This is a genomic window from Bariatricus sp. HCP28S3_A4 (genome assembly GCF_052066395.1).
Taxonomy (GTDB): domain Bacteria; phylum Bacillota; class Clostridia; order Lachnospirales; family Lachnospiraceae; genus Allocoprococcus.
The window spans coordinates 73,941-88,415 of the sequence record NZ_JBQHSE010000009.1 but is presented as its reverse complement, the minus strand read 5'-3'; the positions used below and the strand labels follow the sequence as shown (position 1 = coordinate 88,415).

The 14,475-nt window shown below is 44.8% G+C and carries 19 protein-coding genes; all 19 read right to left on the bottom strand.

Annotated elements, in window-relative coordinates:
- Positions 1–3: 3 nt before the first annotated feature.
- The 19 genes from ACTNBF_RS06745 to ACTNBF_RS06655 all read right to left on the bottom strand — a co-directional run bounded on the left by ACTNBF_RS06745 (position 4) and on the right by ACTNBF_RS06655 (position 14,203).
- Positions 4–1,536, bottom strand: coding sequence for a complex I subunit 5 family protein (locus ACTNBF_RS06745; protein WP_427819668.1), 1,533 nt, complete (start codon positions 1,534–1,536; stop codon positions 4–6).
- A 12-nt stretch (positions 1,537–1,548) separates the two neighbouring features.
- Entirely contained in the window at positions 1,549–3,054 is a 1,506-nt protein-coding gene (locus ACTNBF_RS06740; RefSeq protein WP_427807010.1) for a complex I subunit 5 family protein, read from the bottom strand.
- Positions 3,055–3,432 (bottom strand): sodium:proton antiporter, encoded by a 378-nt coding sequence (locus ACTNBF_RS06735; protein ID WP_441088922.1) that lies wholly within the window; start codon positions 3,430–3,432, stop codon positions 3,055–3,057.
- A 1-nt stretch (position 3,433) separates the two neighbouring features.
- The gene (gene mbhE / locus ACTNBF_RS06730) at positions 3,434–4,396 is read right to left on the bottom strand and encodes a hydrogen gas-evolving membrane-bound hydrogenase subunit E (protein WP_427819667.1); all 963 of its coding nucleotides are present in this window, start codon (positions 4,394–4,396) and stop codon (positions 3,434–3,436) included.
- Positions 4,389–4,655 (bottom strand): hydrogenase subunit MbhD domain-containing protein, encoded by a 267-nt coding sequence (locus ACTNBF_RS06725; protein WP_427807007.1) that lies wholly within the window; start codon positions 4,653–4,655, stop codon positions 4,389–4,391. The genes mbhE and ACTNBF_RS06725 overlap by 8 nt, the downstream gene beginning before the upstream one ends.
- 3 nt (positions 4,656–4,658) lie before the next feature.
- Complete coding sequence (locus tag ACTNBF_RS06720) at positions 4,659–5,015, bottom strand: cation:proton antiporter (protein ID WP_427807006.1); 357 nt, start codon at positions 5,013–5,015, stop codon at positions 4,659–4,661.
- Positions 5,002–5,334 carry a monovalent cation/H+ antiporter complex subunit F gene (locus tag ACTNBF_RS06715; RefSeq protein ID WP_427807005.1) on the bottom strand — a complete coding sequence of 111 codons (333 nt, stop codon included), beginning with the start codon at positions 5,332–5,334 and terminating at the stop codon, positions 5,002–5,004. The genes ACTNBF_RS06720 and ACTNBF_RS06715 overlap by 14 nt, the downstream gene beginning before the upstream one ends.
- Complete coding sequence (locus ACTNBF_RS06710; RefSeq protein ID WP_427807004.1) at positions 5,319–5,801, bottom strand: Na+/H+ antiporter subunit E; 483 nt, start codon at positions 5,799–5,801, stop codon at positions 5,319–5,321. Before ACTNBF_RS06710 ends, ACTNBF_RS06715 begins: the two co-directional genes overlap by 16 nt.
- A gap of 237 nt (positions 5,802–6,038) precedes the next feature.
- A complete protein-coding gene (locus ACTNBF_RS06705; RefSeq protein ID WP_427807003.1) occupies positions 6,039–6,599 on the bottom strand; it encodes a TetR family transcriptional regulator in 561 nt (186 codons plus the stop codon).
- 123 nt (positions 6,600–6,722) lie between these two features.
- Entirely contained in the window at positions 6,723–8,135 is a 1,413-nt protein-coding gene (locus ACTNBF_RS06700; RefSeq protein ID WP_427807002.1) for a radical SAM protein, read from the bottom strand.
- A 53-nt stretch (positions 8,136–8,188) separates the two neighbouring features.
- Positions 8,189–8,779, bottom strand: coding sequence for a manganese efflux pump MntP (locus tag ACTNBF_RS06695; protein WP_441088921.1), 591 nt, complete (start codon positions 8,777–8,779; stop codon positions 8,189–8,191).
- A 240-nt stretch (positions 8,780–9,019) separates the two neighbouring features.
- Positions 9,020–10,198, bottom strand: a complete 1,179-nt coding sequence (locus ACTNBF_RS06690) for a phosphoribosylaminoimidazolecarboxamide formyltransferase (RefSeq protein ID WP_427806999.1) — start codon at positions 10,196–10,198, stop codon at positions 9,020–9,022.
- An 18-nt stretch (positions 10,199–10,216) separates the two neighbouring features.
- Entirely contained in the window at positions 10,217–10,930 is a 714-nt protein-coding gene (locus ACTNBF_RS06685) for an IMP cyclohydrolase (protein ID WP_427806998.1), read from the bottom strand.
- A 119-nt stretch (positions 10,931–11,049) separates the two neighbouring features.
- Positions 11,050–11,388, bottom strand: coding sequence for a hypothetical protein (locus tag ACTNBF_RS06680; protein ID WP_441088920.1), 339 nt, complete (start codon positions 11,386–11,388; stop codon positions 11,050–11,052).
- A 1-nt stretch (position 11,389) separates the two neighbouring features.
- A complete protein-coding gene (locus ACTNBF_RS06675; protein WP_427806996.1) occupies positions 11,390–11,791 on the bottom strand; it encodes an SdpI family protein in 402 nt (133 codons plus the stop codon).
- 69 nt (positions 11,792–11,860) lie between these two features.
- The gene (locus tag ACTNBF_RS06670) at positions 11,861–12,520 is read right to left on the bottom strand and encodes a DUF3887 domain-containing protein (protein ID WP_427819665.1); all 660 of its coding nucleotides are present in this window, start codon (positions 12,518–12,520) and stop codon (positions 11,861–11,863) included.
- Position 12,521: 1 nt separating this feature from the next.
- The gene (locus ACTNBF_RS06665) at positions 12,522–12,866 is read right to left on the bottom strand and encodes a PadR family transcriptional regulator (RefSeq protein ID WP_427819664.1); all 345 of its coding nucleotides are present in this window, start codon (positions 12,864–12,866) and stop codon (positions 12,522–12,524) included.
- Positions 12,867–12,958: 92 nt separating this feature from the next.
- Positions 12,959–13,405, bottom strand: coding sequence for a threonine/serine exporter family protein (locus tag ACTNBF_RS06660; protein WP_427806993.1), 447 nt, complete (start codon positions 13,403–13,405; stop codon positions 12,959–12,961).
- 3 nt (positions 13,406–13,408) lie between these two features.
- Positions 13,409–14,203, bottom strand: coding sequence for a threonine/serine exporter family protein (locus ACTNBF_RS06655; protein WP_427819663.1), 795 nt, complete (start codon positions 14,201–14,203; stop codon positions 13,409–13,411).
- Positions 14,204–14,475: the final 272 nt, after the last annotated feature.

The window sequence follows — 14,475 nt, the reverse complement described above, 5'->3', positions numbered from 1 at the left end:
TCTCTACATCACAGCTACTGCGATCCTTCTCACATACTCAATCAGCGGATTGGGCCAAATGCCAAGTACCAGTGCAAGCGCCGCCAGCACGATCAGCGGAATCAGCATCGCCGCATGTGGTTCCTGTTTATCAGCTTCTTCCCGTAATTCTTTCCCCGGGAAAAAACCGTTCATAGCAACAGGTAGAAGATAACCTGCCGTCAAAAGTGCACTCAACAGAAGAATGACCGGTCCGATCCATCTAAAAATCCCTACTTCTGCCTGAAGCGCACCTTCTGCAAGATACCACTTGCTGATAAAGCCACTTGCCGGAGGAATCCCAATCAGTGCCAGCGAGGCAAAGGTATAACACCATAAAGTAACCGGCATTTTTCTTCCGATTCCCCGATACTCCTCCACACGGGTTTTCCCGGTCTGGAAAATGAAGATCCCGGCAGTAAGAAACAATGCGCATTTCACAAATGCGTGGAACACCGTGTGCAGAAGCGCACCTTCCATCGCCGTCGGGGTTAGAAGTGCAAGTCCAAACAGAACATAGGATATCTGGCTCACCGTCGAATATGCCAGCCTTTTCTTAAAAACAGGCTCACCGTACGCCAGCATGGATCCCATAAATATCGTGATCAGCGTTAGCACGATCCAGGCCGTCTGTACCCAGGTTCCCCGGATAAAATCCGTGCCCACAATATAGTAGACCACGCGAATAATTGCCAGGACCCCGGATTTCACGATGATTCCGGACAATGCAGCCGAAGCCGGTGCAGGTGCCACCGGATGTGCCGCCGGAAGCCATGCGTGAAGTGGAAACATGCCCGCCTTTGCCCCAAAACCGATCAACATAACGAACACTGCTGCCAGCAGAATCTCCCGGTTTCCCTGAGCCAGTATTCTATTCAGCGTACCGCCCGCTGTGAATGTGAGCGTATCACAATAGCGATACAGGAAGAATATTCCAAAAAGGCCGAGATATGCACCGCACATGGAATAAAACAAATATTTCAGTGCTGCCATGATCGCTTCCCGCGATCCATTGTGAAGTACAAGCGGAACCGATGCCAGTGTCATCAATTCGTAGAAGAAATACATCGTCACAAGATTTCCCGAGAAATCAAGCGCTACAAGAATACCAAATACTATCAGATACGATCCAAAATATCTTTTTTCTTCTCCCTCATGTTTCATATAAATAAAAGAGTAGATTCCGGCTGCTACCCACACCACACTGACGATCGTGACGAACAGTCTGCCCACATCATCAATGCGAAAACAGATCGGAATATCCTTCATCAAATGAAACACAATCAGGCTGCGATCTCCCGTCCACGCAAGGCCTGCCGCCGAAACAGCCGTCAGAACCAGCACGGTCCCGGTCAAAATATGAATGCGCTTCAGATTCCCTTCGGATGGTGCAAATCCCGCAGTTTTTCCATTGCCGTGCCGTTTTGCTGCCCGAACATATTCCAGAAATGCCGAACTCAGAAGCCCGCTTCCTGCAATGACAGGCAGAAGAATCGGAAATAAAATCCATTTATCCATAGCAATCCCCTCCTAATGAAACATTTCCAGACCATTTTGAAGCAGCTGGATCAGCGGTTCCGAAGAAAGTCCCAATAACAGATTCAAAATGATGAAGCATACCAGTGCCAGCGACTTCTGTGGCTGATCCAGAATTCCGATTCGACATGCTTTTCCGGAATCCTCCGGCACCCTCATTGGCGTGTAAATTCGGATAACCGTTTTCATAAAATAAACCGCATTCAGTATCGTACTGATCGCCAGAGCGATCAGCGTAGGAAGCATTTTATAGGTATGCCCCACCGCCGCCTGTGCAAACAGAAGCTTGGAAATAAAGCCCGAAAACATCGGAAAGCCTACCATGGAAAGAGAGCCTGCCGTAAATGCCACGCCCGCAAGCTTGTTGCGATACCCTGCACCGGTCAGATCTGCATACCGCACACTCCCGCCCGATGCATCCGTAAGTCCGGACGCAGCCGTAAACAGCAGTGATTTCGTCGCGGCATGGGAAACCACATGGTAGATACTCGCCAGCACACCTGCCGGCGTTCCAAGTCCAAATCCCATGTAAATATAACCGATCTGCGCAACAGAAGAAAATGCGATCATTCTCCGTATATTATCCTCTCTGATCGCACTTAACGATCCCATGATCATTCCCGCAATTCCAAAAACAAAGAGAACATGGATAACCTTGCTGTCACGCACAATGTCAAACCCAATAACACGATAAAATATTTTAATCAATAAAATAATATATCCCTTTGACACCAGTGAAGATAAAATTGCGGCAGATGACAAAGTGGAATACCCATATGCATCCGGCAGCCAGGCATGAAACGGATAGAGTGCGCTTTTAATTGCAAGCCCTACCGACATCAGTCCCAGAGAAACCAGGAGCGGAATATGGTATGCACCAGTCTCATACAGCGTCCGGACCGCCTCCTGAATATTGCTCATCAAAAGCTGTCCGGTCAGATCATATAAAAAGCAGATTCCAAGAAGGAGCAATCCGGATCCGAGAAGGCTCATGATCATATACCGGGTCGCCGCCTCGATCGTCCTTCCGTTCTGCCGTATCATGATCAGCCCGCAGGCAGAGATCGTATTGATCTCAACAAACACGTATGCCGTAAAAAGGTCATTGGTATAGACCAGTGCCAGCAGTGAGCTGAGCAGCAGATTCACCATGACATAATAAAGATTCTGTTTTGTTTCCTCGATCTGGTTTTCCCGCTCCTTCGCCCCGCCGATCATACAAAGCAGCATGATCACACAGAAAAACAGCGCCATAAACGCTTCCAGATACCCGACACGGATCTCATTCCCCCATGGTGCGGGGAAATGTCCCATCAAATACACATAAGGTTCCCCAGTCTTCAGCACATAGCCGAGCACGGCAGCTGACATCATTCCAATCAGGGATATCACGGCAAGATTCAGCCTTTTGGCTTTCTTTCCGTCAAGCACCGAAGAAAGAGGTCCGGAAAACAGCGAAAGGATGATCGTCATAAAAGGAAAATTCTGTACAAATTCCATTTACCGCCCCTCCTTCTTTAAGCGCGTTGTGATCTCATCCAGATCCAGCGTATGATAACGGCGGTATAGCCGGATCGTAAGTGAAAGCATCAGTGCTGTCACAGAAACCGAAACGACAATTCCGGTGAGCACCAGCCCGCTCGGAATCGGATTGATGTAAGCTTCCACACTCTGCACCCCGTCTACAACGATCGGTGCCTTTTTTCCGGATACATATCCCTTTAGTGCAAGAAACAAATAAGTTGCCGTGTCCATAATATTAAGTCCAATGATCTTTTTGATCAGATTCTTTTGCAATAGAAGATTCGAGAACCCGATACCGAACAGAATCATTGCGACCGCCTCTTCGTAATTATTCAATAGATTTGCAAGATTCATCCTAATAGCCTCCCTTCCTGAACATAACATAAAACGTATACATCGTTCCTGCGACAACAACCCCGACACAGATATTGAGGATCAGGATCAGACCGCTGCTCAGGATCGCTCCGGGTGTTCCAAGCGGGATCACGCTCTCGATATGATTCGCACCGGTATAAAAGGAATAACTCTTTGCCAGACTATAGCATGCCAGTGCTGCAAAACTCATCTTTTTATAGGTTTTTACTGTAAAGAAACGTTCTGTTTTGGCAAATCCGAATGCATTCAGATACAGGATCAGACCGGCTCCGATTACGGCGCCGCCGGAAAATCCACCCCCCGGTCCCAGATGGCCTGCCAGAACCACATAAACACCGAAAATCATGATCGGCGGCACAAGAATCCTGGCTGCCGTCTGAAGGATCACATCATTCTTCGGTTCATAGGTCCTGTCATTTGCCTCCATATACTCACGGCTTTCCTTCCGGTCTGTCCGAAGCAGAATCAGGACGGTGCAAGTTGCAATAAAGAGTACATGGGACTCTCCCAGTGTGTCAAAAGCTCTGTAGTCCAAAATCATTCCGGTCACAAGATTGACCGCGCCGGTTTCCTCAAGTCCCTGCTCAATGTAACGCGCAGCGACTTCATTATTGGCCGGATTATCGGCATTTCCAAAAGGCGGCAGATTGGAAACGGCGACGAGAAGCATAAATACCAGTGCGATACAGAAGATCACACTGAAAATACGATAAATTTTTCGGAATATCTTCATCTCTGCATTATGCTCTATATCGTAAACACGCCTTACAATTTCCCGCTTCTCCTCACTTCGTAAATGTTTTGCCTTCTTGTCTTCCTGATAAGCTATCTGAGGCTTCATCTCCACTGCATCAAGATAGGGATCTTTTGTCCCATCCAGCCATTGCCTGAATTTCCAGGATTTCGTCTTCCGGTACTGTTCATCCGTTAATTTTCTACTCATCCTTCTGTTCCTCCTCATCCTCTTTCATGATTGCATGGATTTTCTTCAAAGTGACCAGAAAAAGAACCGTTGTGATCCCGGCCCCAACTGCTGCTTCCGTAATTGCCAGATCCGGTGACTCCAGAAGGATCCATATAATTGACATGATCAGGCTGTACGACATAAATATCAAAATAGAATTCAGAAGATTCTTGGACAGACTGGCTGAGATTGCGCACACTACAAGGAAACTAAGTAATATCCATATAAACATCTGCATATCCTATTCCTCCACTTCTTTCTCCAATTCTTCCAACGAAAGAATCTTATAATGCTTTTCCTTCTCTTCGTCTGTCGTCACCTCGAGTCTCGCGATCAGATGAGATGATACCGGAGATGAAAACCACAAAAACACAATAACAAACAGAAGCTTCAAGGATGTGAAATTCAAACCACTCATAAGAATCAGACCTGCCAGCGAGAAGCCGATCCCCAGTGTATCACCCATTGCCGCTGCATGCATCCGGTTCAATACATATTTAAACCGGAACACACCGATCATCTCAATCGCAAAAATAATCAGACCGCTCACCAGAAGCGCTGTGCCTGCCAGAAATCTTACCCACTCAATGACTGCCATTTTTCTTCTCCTCCTCTTCTTTCTTTTGGATATATACTCCCATATAAACCTTTGTCAGCACAATCACTGCAAGGAAGCTGATCATCGCATAGATCAGACAAATATCAACCAGATAACCTTCCTCCTGCATCAGTGCGAGAATCGCAATCATCACCATTACGATCGTTCCCATCATATTGACCGAGACGATCCGGTCTGCAATCCGCGGGCCTATGATGGCACGAATCAAGCAAAGCATCAGCATCACCGCCAGAAAAATAAGCGCCGCAATAAATACAATATGATACATCTTATCAAGCCCTGCTATTCCTCTTCCCATTTTGCATCCTCCTCTTCCAGCTCGCTAAGCATCTCCACAAATACAGAATCCGCAATCCCCACTGCCAGACTTTCATCCAGACAATGCACGGTATAGTCCGACTCTTCCAAAGTCACCGTGATCGTCCCCGGTGTCAGCGTAATCGCATTAGCCAGGAACGCTTTTCCTGCCGGTGTATTCATATCCGAATGGAAGCTTACCAGCGCCGGCTCGATTTCCTCCTTTTCCGATAAGATCATGTGAATTACCACAAGGTTGGCTTTCACGATCTCTTTGACCAACACACAAATATATTTCAGGAAACGAAAGATTCGACACATATTTCGCTTTTCTTTTTCAATACTATAATCCATAAATTTACATGTAAACGCAAACATTGCCGATGCGATAACCATACCAAACAGACATATCTCTAATGTGAAATTTCCGTTAAAGATAATCCACAATAAAAAATACAGTAAAAACATCTCTCTCCTCCATTCTGCTAATCAGAGATTTTTTTCATAATCCTTACTTTCGGGTAACCCTTACAAAAAACGTTATCATTTTAACACTTTCTTCCAGTAAAGTCCAGTAAATACACAAAAAGGCTAAACTACCGCTAAGAGCCTCTTAAAAGGCGAAAAAAATGAGGTCTCCCTTTTCCCGGAGATACCTCATCGTTTCCTTTCTGCGCTTTTTGATCCGGATCATTTAGTTTCTTCCTAATCCATAATATCCAGAATCGAGTGTGACATCATGAAATTGCAAAATTCCATTGCCTCATCTGCTGTAAGTGTAGTATTTTTATTTGTAATCCAGTATTTCAAACCATTGACCACCGAAATCGTTTGAAAGAGAACGAAGGTCTCCCGGTTTCTGAGGCCCTGCATCTTCTCCAGTTTGACTCCATGTTTATTCAGAAGGAGTTCAAGCAGTTCCATGACCTGACGAGTCAGTATTTCTTCAAAACCGTTCTGCCCTGTCACTTCAAATGCCTTCTGATAATATACTCTGTCTTTCTCCATCTTTTTAAAAACCAGATGTATGGCTCCCTTCGGCATATCCGATACAACCATTTCACGGGCATTCTGAAACACTTCCGTCTCCAGGAGCCACTCCATCACTTCATATTTATCCTGAAAATAATTATAGAATGTAGGTCTGATTACTCCAGCCAGATCCGTTATCGTCTTAATTGTTATTTTGTCAAACGATCCTTTGATCAAAAGTTCCTTAAAGCTTTCCGCCAAAAGGCTCTTCGTCAGTTCTCTTTTCTTCTCCATGTAAACACCCTGATTCTCACAGATTTATCCTGAAATACAGACTCCCTCCTGCCCTTGTCCGGACTGCATTTATGGCTATCATAGCACAAAAGCATCTCATTTTCAAACTATGCCGCCAGCATTTCAGGAATGCACAGCCGTTTTCTTTTTATAATTTGTATATCCTTTTGTCTGACGCGGATGTTTTTCCCAGAGTTCATCTGCCGTCTTCTGCCAGCTTGCCGCATACTCCACACACTTTCCACAGAGATGCTCTGCACTTTCCGGTGACATCAGATCCGTAGATTTCGCACCGCTCTCCCGGATCATTTCCTGAAGTATCTCCGGATTTTCCAACATCGGACACGGACGCAGATGGTTCGTATTGAATGGCTGCCGGTCACGATACGCCATGAAAAGCGGCTGTTTCAGAGCATCCAGAAGCGTCATTTCCCGGATATTTGCAGAAGAATAGTGGATAAAAACACAAGGTTCCACATCTCCGTTGGCATTAATATGGCAATAATTTCTTCCTCCTGCAATGCATCCTCCCACATACTCTCCGTCATTCTGGAAATCCATCGCAAAGATCGGTTTTCCACCGGACATTCCACGGATCTCCCGGACTCTGTGATACATGTATTCCCTCTGTTCCCTGGTCGGCATCAACTCCGGTGCGGCATCATTTCCGACCGGCATATAGTGAAAATACCATGTAAAACGGCATCCCTTTTTAATAATCATATCCAAGAACTCATCGGAAGTGACCGTCTCAATATTTTTGCTTGTATAGCAGATTGAAGTGCCGAAAATCTGACCATGCTTTTTCAGCAGATCCATTGTATGCATGACTTTATCAAACACACCCGCTCCGCGCCTTAGGTCATTAACCTCCTCAAACCCTTCCAGACTGATCGATAACGAGAGGTTCCCGACTCTTCTCATTTCTTCGCAGAATTCCTCATCCACAAGCGTTCCGTTCGTGAAGGCATGAAATGCGCAATCATAGTGTTTTTCACACAACCGAATGATATCTTTCTTCCTCACCAAGGGCTCTCCACCCGTATACATATAGAAATAAATCCCAAGTTCTTTGCCCTGTGTGATGACCCGGTCCATTTCTTCATATGTAAGATTCATCTTGTGACCATATTCGGCCGCCCAGCAGCCGGTGCAGTGCAGATTGCAGGCACTTGTCGGATCCATCAGGATCAGCCACGGAATATTACACTGATGCACTTCACGCATACTTCTTATTTTCTTTGTACCGTTGAGTGCCGCTTCAACTCCAAGATTCAATGCGGTCTGCCGGATCACGTTCGGATCAATTTCTTTCAAAAGACACTCCACATATTTCATCCATTTTGATTCGGGGTCCTGGATCAATTTTCTCGCTCCCTCATAGGCAGACTTTGGAAAATGATCCCCCATATACCTTTCCGTCAGGTCCACCATTTCCAGAAACCCTTTTTCTCTGTCTTTGTTTACATGTTTGATTACCACATCAATTGTTTTTCCGAATGTAGCCCTTGCAGCTCTGTGTGTCAATTCACTCATATTCTTTCTCCTCTCGAAACAAAAAGATGAAAAATAAAATGTTTTGCTTTCTCCTATCGGAGTATACAGGTGACCGCAATATCAAATCCTGCAATTAAAAGCATAATTCCGCCTATTCCATAGGTTCTTCGGTTGTGTTCACATCCCAGCCGGTATCCGATATAGATTCCCAGAATGGACTGGATCACTGTGATGGGGCCCATAATCAGCATCTGGTTCGCAAAATCCACGTTCCAGAATCCAATCCCGATTCCCGCAAACAATGCATCCACACTAGTCGCTGCCGCAAGCATCCCCATACGTTTCCAGTTGATCTGGTCATTTCTCCTCTCAAATACCGTTTCGTTCTTCTCTGCCTTCAGAAGCATATAGATTCCAAGTCCGATAAAAATGAAAACGGAACCTATTTCCCAACTGTTTGCCGCAGCAAAGAGTCGTTCCTCTCCTGCCTTCCCCGGTCTCAGAACCCAGGCAACCGCATTTCCCAGAAGAAGCGCCAGAAGCTGAGAACCACTGAACAGAATCCCCGATATCAGTGCATCCCGTTTGTGAGGTCTGGAAAACCCTGCTCCTACACAGACGTGCACAACCACCACATCCAGCGAAAGACCTATAGAAATCAAAAGAATTTCTAATATACCCACAGATATGCCTCCTTTGCTTTTCCTTTGCTTTTCCTTTTCTCCCTTCCTATTCTATGACCCGACATACGGATAATAAATCTTCAAACTTCTGTTTTTGTTCAAAATTTTACTACAATTGTCTGTTTTTGTCGTTTTTTCAGAGTTATAAGTTTCATAACATTTGCTAATTTCAGGGCAAAAAAAAATCCCGTGAACCCACGGGATTTTTTTATTCTTATGATACACACATAAGCTGCATTTTTAATGATGGAACAAACGGATTCCGGTAAATGCCATCGCCATTCCATATTTATTACATGTCTCAATAACATTATCATCTCTCACAGATCCGCCCGGCTGTGCAATGTATTTCACGCCGCTCTTATGTGCTCTCTCAATGTTATCGCCAAATGGGAAGAACGCATCGGATCCAAGAGAAACATCGGTCATCTTATCAAGCCATGCTCTCTTTTCTTCTCTTGTGAAGACTTCCGGCTTTTCTGTGAAGATGTTCTCCCATGCGCCGTCTGCCAGCACATCCATGTATTCATCTCCAATGTACACATCGATCGCATTGTCTCTGTCTGCACGTCTGATTCCTTCTTTGAACGGAAGCTCCAGAACCTTCGGGCACTGTCTCAGCCACCAGTTATCTGCCTTCTGTCCGGCAAGACGAGTACAGTGGATACGGGACTGCTGTCCTGCTCCGATACCGATTGCCTGTCCGCCCTTTACATAGCATACAGAATTGGACTGTGTATATTTCAACGTAATCATGGAGATTGCAAGATCGATCTTCGCTTCTTTCGGAATTTCCTTATTCTCAGTCACTACATTTGCGAAGAAATCTTCATCGATCTTCAATTCATTTCTTCCCTGTTCAAAGGTAATGCCGAAGACATCTTTGTGTTCCAGCGGAGCAGGCACATAATCCGGATCGATCTGGATCACATTATAATTACCGTTCTTCTTCTGTTTCAGGATCTCCAGTGCTTCCGGTTCATATCCCGGTGCGATCACACCATCGGAAACCTCGCGTTTGATCAGCTTTGCGGTATCTACATCACACACATCAGATAAAGAAATGAAATCACCGAAAGAAGACATTCTGTCCGCACCTCTCGCACGCGCATAAGCACTTGCAAGCGGAGAGAGTTCTCCCAGATCGTCCACCCAGTAAATCTTCGCCAGTGTCTCGTCGAGCGGAAGTCCGACTGCCGCTCCTGCCGGAGATACGTGCTTGAATGAAGTTGCCGCCGGAAGTCCGGTCGCTTTCTTCAGCTCGCTGACAAGCTGCCATCCGTTAAATGCATCGAGGAAGTTGATGTATCCCGGGCGTCCGCATAACACCTTGATCGGAAGCTCACTTCCGTCCTTCATATAGATACGTGATGGTTTCTGGTTCGGGTTACATCCGTATTTTAATTCTAATTCATTCATGACATATGCTCCTTTTGCTTATTTGTTCTTATTTACAATTCTGGTCTCATATTTACCGGTTGCGATGTCAATATATCTGACAAACAGTGAAACCTTATTGTCTTCATTCAGGCTGTTCCATAATGTGTCCGTAAATGCATCCATATCATCCGGAATTGCGATCAGCTTCGGTTCTCCTTCAAAGCTCGGCAGCGGATTGCCGTCACATTTGTAAGTATGGATGAAATGTCCTTCTCCGGCCACCGGATTCTCATACGCAAATGTATAACGGTTGCATGCTTCCGGATTGCCATTGTTGCTCTTCAAAATAGACATTGCATAGTTATATCTTCCGCTTTCGATATGCATAATACCGGAAATACGAGGTGTATAGTTCGGTCCGTCCGGTTCGAACTCACGGCTTCTCAGGGACTGTTCAAATGTCATCTGCTTGTCCATGCCTTCATAAATCGTATCTGTCTGATCTCCGTTCGTTACGATCGTCTTATTCCCCAATACACGAACCGGTGCATAAATGATCAGGCTCGGGTCTGTCAGCTTTGACTCGTCAAAAGCCTGTGTACGGATCCCTTCTCCTTCTTCCACAAATACACGGTTGCGGCTGTTCTCACTTCTGCCCATGATAAAATAAGCAGTTACCGCTTTGGTTCCGTCAGCAGACTTGCCGATGATAATACCTCTTCCCGGATAAGAATTGCTCTGCAGTTCTTTTTCAATAGATAACATATCCATGTCTGATTCTCCTTTTATAACTTGTACTTATTTTTATGCGACGATTTATCAGATTAATTATAACCAACCATACGACATATTTCCAGTATTTCTGCAAAATAATTAAGATTTCTCTGTTTTTACTTTTTCCGGTACTTTTTTTCGATCTTCGTTATATAAACTACCATAACCGCAATGGTCTCAGCCATCACACCGATTACAGACAGCAGGATTACCGGAGAATTTTGCTCGTAGTTAACCAAAGGAATCCCAAGCAGGATAAAACCGATTCCGTATGCACACCACAATTTTCCCAATGCCCGATTATAGCCCCGCACATCTTCCACTTCGAACATCTTCGCATTTGCCCAGAATCCAAATGTGGCAGACTTTTTGCTGAAAATACAATATATCCCCAATCCGATAAATGCGGCTCCCGCCAGTGCCCATATGATAAATCCAATTCCAGCCTCAGTCATCCTACTCATCCTCCCATTCTTCCTTGTTGATCCGTTTTCCGTCTTTATCAAAGGTTCTTTTTAAAGCTTTTTCCGTCGAGAAGATCGGAAGGATCAACACCACACACTGTATCGTTATGATAACCGATCCCACAATTCCCACAATATCGTCATCCTTCCCGATCACCGGTATCATCCCCAGTATAGACGGTAGCAGAATCAGCCATCCCAGCTTATACCATCTTTTTCCGAAATACTTGTGCGCGAACTGCCATGTATCCATATTCTTCATGGAATTTGCCGTCCGGTAACCGAAGATCCCGTTGATTGCTCTCGGACTGTTTCGCATAAACATTTTTCCGAATCCAATCATAGTGATCGGAATCAACAAATTCATTACCAGCATAAATATCCAGAAACCCATTTTCTTCCCCTCCTTGTCACATCTCACTTTTCAAAATTCATATTATTCTAAGAAACCGTTATCCCCGAATCATTTCATATAGATTCCCGCCAGCTTCATCTCGACATCAAACGTTAAGGTATAGGTGACACTTACATTATCATAAGAAGCATTCATCTGTACCATGGCAAAGCTTTGCCCATTCTGCCTTATTTCTGTCATATACGTTTTCCCAAAATTCCGGAATGTTCCCCAATCGTCGCCAATCGTTTTCTTTGCTTCTTCCATTTTTTCTTCGGTTAGGTAAGGCTGCATTTCCGAAGTTGCAATCTCTGCCATCGCCTCATAATCCCCTCCATCCAGAAGAGCAATGAGTTTCTCAGACTGAGCCTCCACTTCTGTTTCCTTAAAGATACTGCTTTCTTCAATCGGTACACCCTTGGGAAGCATACGATATACAACCACTGCCACGATCACTGCGATTCCCAGAATCAAGAGAAGAATGCGAATCCGTTTAGCCTTCCTGTATTTTCTTCCTTCGCTTTCCGGGAAAGTACGATTGAATTCCTCTGCCATCGCAACCGGTGAACCAAGAGATTGTTTTATCTCTGCATCACTTTCATTTCGTTCTCTCGCATCCCTGATATCAGCCTCCAGCTGCCTGCGTATCTCTTCCTTCTTCTCTTTGGAACACTTAAGCATCTTTACAACCTGCTGAACATACTGCTTCTCATCGAATCTCTCATTCATATTACGACTCCTCCATGATCATTCTTACACTGTCCGTAATCTCGCTCCATACCTTCTCGATCTCGCAAAGCTCGGTCTCTCCCTGCGGTGTCAGTGCGTAATATTTTCTGGATGCCTGCTTCCCTGTCGGTTCACTCCACCGGCTCTCTACCAAACGGTCATTCTCCAGGCGATAAAGCACCGGATACAAAGTCCCTTCTTTCAGTGCGAATCTTCCATTGCTTTTTTCCTTCAGCTCACTGATAATCTGATATCCATACTTTTCCTCCTCTTTGAGCAGTCTGAGCACCAGCATATCAAGAACTCCCTTCTTCATCTGCGTCTCATATTTATCGTTCAGAATCATCACCTCATATACTTTGTATTGCTAAGTATATTATAATACCGGGCACTTATGTATGTCAAATAAAAAAAGGCCCGATAAGCCTTTTTTTATTTTTATTCATTTCCTTTTTTTACTATATAAAAAATCATAGAGGTTACCGCCCATACAAGACTGATGCCCGCCGCAATTGCCAACGCATACTGCAATGTCCTGCTCCCGTAATCACTTGCCATCTCCCAGTTTCTTCCTACCACGCCGCTCATCGTATAATACAGCGTGCTTCCCGGAATCAGAGGTATCAGAGCCGGCACCAGAAATAAAGTTGCAGGAGCCTTCCAGACACGCGCCTGAATCTCAGCATAGAGTGCTGCCATTGCAGCTCCGGCAAGGCAGGAAATAAAAATTCCTTTTTCATAGTGAATACCAATCAGATAAACCGCCCAGCTCAGCGTCGCCCCCAGAGAAGCCGGTATCATAAGTCCAACCCTGACGCCAAACACAATAGCAAAACCCAAAGAGCAAGAAAAAGCCATAAAAAGCTGTACTATGATTTCTTTCATTTTTTAACCCCCAATCAGCAAAATCGCCGTCATGAATCCGCACGCCAGACTTCCGGCCCACAGAATACTTTCTATCAATCTCATAAGGCCCGATATCGTATCCCCTACCAGAATATCACGAATCGAGTTCGTCATCGCAATCCCCGGAATAAGAAGCATAATATCACCAATCATGATTTTGTCAGTATGCAGAAACGGAAGTGCTCTTCCCACAGCACAGATTCCCGATCCGGCGAAAAAGGCCGCCGTCAGATTAAAAATCATATTGTTCGGACATATTTTCGGAAGAACCTTCTGCAGGTAACATATCAGGATTCCGAATACTGCGGCAAACATCGCATCAATCAGTGTTCCGCCAAAAAAAACCGCATGGCTTCCTGCGGCCAGTGCACTTCCTGCATACAACAAAAGACCACCGGGTGCCTTTTTCAAATGCTCCATCTCATACTGAAACGTTTCCGGATTCATAGGGTGTTCACAGCACCGTCTGCTCAATTCATTCAGACACTCCATCCTTGTAAAATCCGTTCCTCCCGCGCCCAGGATTCTTCTTGTCTGTGTAATTCTCTCTCCTCCGGGCAGTTCCATCGTAACTACAATGCTGGAAGTGATTACGAATACATTCATTTTCACTGCACCATACGCATTTCCCAGACGGATCAGTGTATCTTCCACACGCTTCACTTCCGCGCCGCATCCCATGAGTTTTTCTCCCATATTCAGAAATATATGCAGGAGCTTACCAGCTGTTTCTTTTGTCAATAACATGTCTGCATTTTTTTTATTATCTTGATCCATATCTCCCCCGTTCAAGAATACCTTCGCATTCTTTTCTCTCCCAAATGACTTTTTGACAATATTTTAACACGCTGTTGTTTCGTATTCCATAATTATTTTGCACAATTTCTGAATTTCGAAAAAATATGAAAACGCGCTGTAATTTTTCACTGCATTCCAGAATATTTTTTATCTTCACAGATTTAACCGCATTTTTTACTTGAAGCCTATCTCTCAAGGCGTTACAATACATGCGTATACTCACATCCTGAAATTGTACTATAATTAAAAAC

Excerpts from the sequence above, each read along its gene's own strand:
- ACTNBF_RS06745 (WP_427819668.1), bottom strand. The coding sequence starts at position 1,536 with ATGGATAAATGGATTTTATTTCCGATTCTTCTGCCTGTCATTGCAGGA.
- ACTNBF_RS06740 (WP_427807010.1), bottom strand. The coding sequence starts at position 3,054 with ATGGAATTTGTACAGAATTTTCCTTTTATGACGATCATCCTTTCGCTG.
- ACTNBF_RS06735 (WP_441088922.1), bottom strand. The coding sequence starts at position 3,432 with ATGAATCTTGCAAATCTATTGAATAATTACGAAGAGGCGGTCGCAATG.
- mbhE (WP_427819667.1), bottom strand. The coding sequence starts at position 4,396 with ATGAGTAGAAAATTAACGGATGAACAGTACCGGAAGACGAAATCCTGG.
- ACTNBF_RS06725 (WP_427807007.1), bottom strand. The coding sequence starts at position 4,655 with ATGCAGATGTTTATATGGATATTACTTAGTTTCCTTGTAGTGTGCGCA.
- ACTNBF_RS06720 (WP_427807006.1), bottom strand. The coding sequence starts at position 5,015 with ATGGCAGTCATTGAGTGGGTAAGATTTCTGGCAGGCACAGCGCTTCTG.
- ACTNBF_RS06715 (WP_427807005.1), bottom strand. The coding sequence starts at position 5,334 with ATGGGAAGAGGAATAGCAGGGCTTGATAAGATGTATCATATTGTATTT.
- ACTNBF_RS06710 (WP_427807004.1), bottom strand. The coding sequence starts at position 5,801 with ATGTTTTTACTGTATTTTTTATTGTGGATTATCTTTAACGGAAATTTC.
- ACTNBF_RS06705 (WP_427807003.1), bottom strand. The coding sequence starts at position 6,599 with ATGGAGAAGAAAAGAGAACTGACGAAGAGCCTTTTGGCGGAAAGCTTT.
- ACTNBF_RS06700 (WP_427807002.1), bottom strand. The coding sequence starts at position 8,135 with ATGAGTGAATTGACACACAGAGCTGCAAGGGCTACATTCGGAAAAACA.
- ACTNBF_RS06690 (WP_427806999.1), bottom strand. The coding sequence starts at position 10,198 with ATGAATGAATTAGAATTAAAATACGGATGTAACCCGAACCAGAAACCA.
- ACTNBF_RS06685 (WP_427806998.1), bottom strand. The coding sequence starts at position 10,930 with ATGGATATGTTATCTATTGAAAAAGAACTGCAGAGCAATTCTTATCCG.
- ACTNBF_RS06680 (WP_441088920.1), bottom strand. The coding sequence starts at position 11,388 with ATGACTGAGGCTGGAATTGGATTTATCATATGGGCACTGGCGGGAGCC.
- ACTNBF_RS06675 (WP_427806996.1), bottom strand. The coding sequence starts at position 11,791 with ATGGGTTTCTGGATATTTATGCTGGTAATGAATTTGTTGATTCCGATC.
- ACTNBF_RS06670 (WP_427819665.1), bottom strand. The coding sequence starts at position 12,520 with ATGAATGAGAGATTCGATGAGAAGCAGTATGTTCAGCAGGTTGTAAAG.
- ACTNBF_RS06665 (WP_427819664.1), bottom strand. The coding sequence starts at position 12,866 with ATGATTCTGAACGATAAATATGAGACGCAGATGAAGAAGGGAGTTCTT.
- ACTNBF_RS06660 (WP_427806993.1), bottom strand. The coding sequence starts at position 13,405 with ATGAAAGAAATCATAGTACAGCTTTTTATGGCTTTTTCTTGCTCTTTG.
- ACTNBF_RS06655 (WP_427819663.1), bottom strand. The coding sequence starts at position 14,203 with ATGGATCAAGATAATAAAAAAAATGCAGACATGTTATTGACAAAAGAA.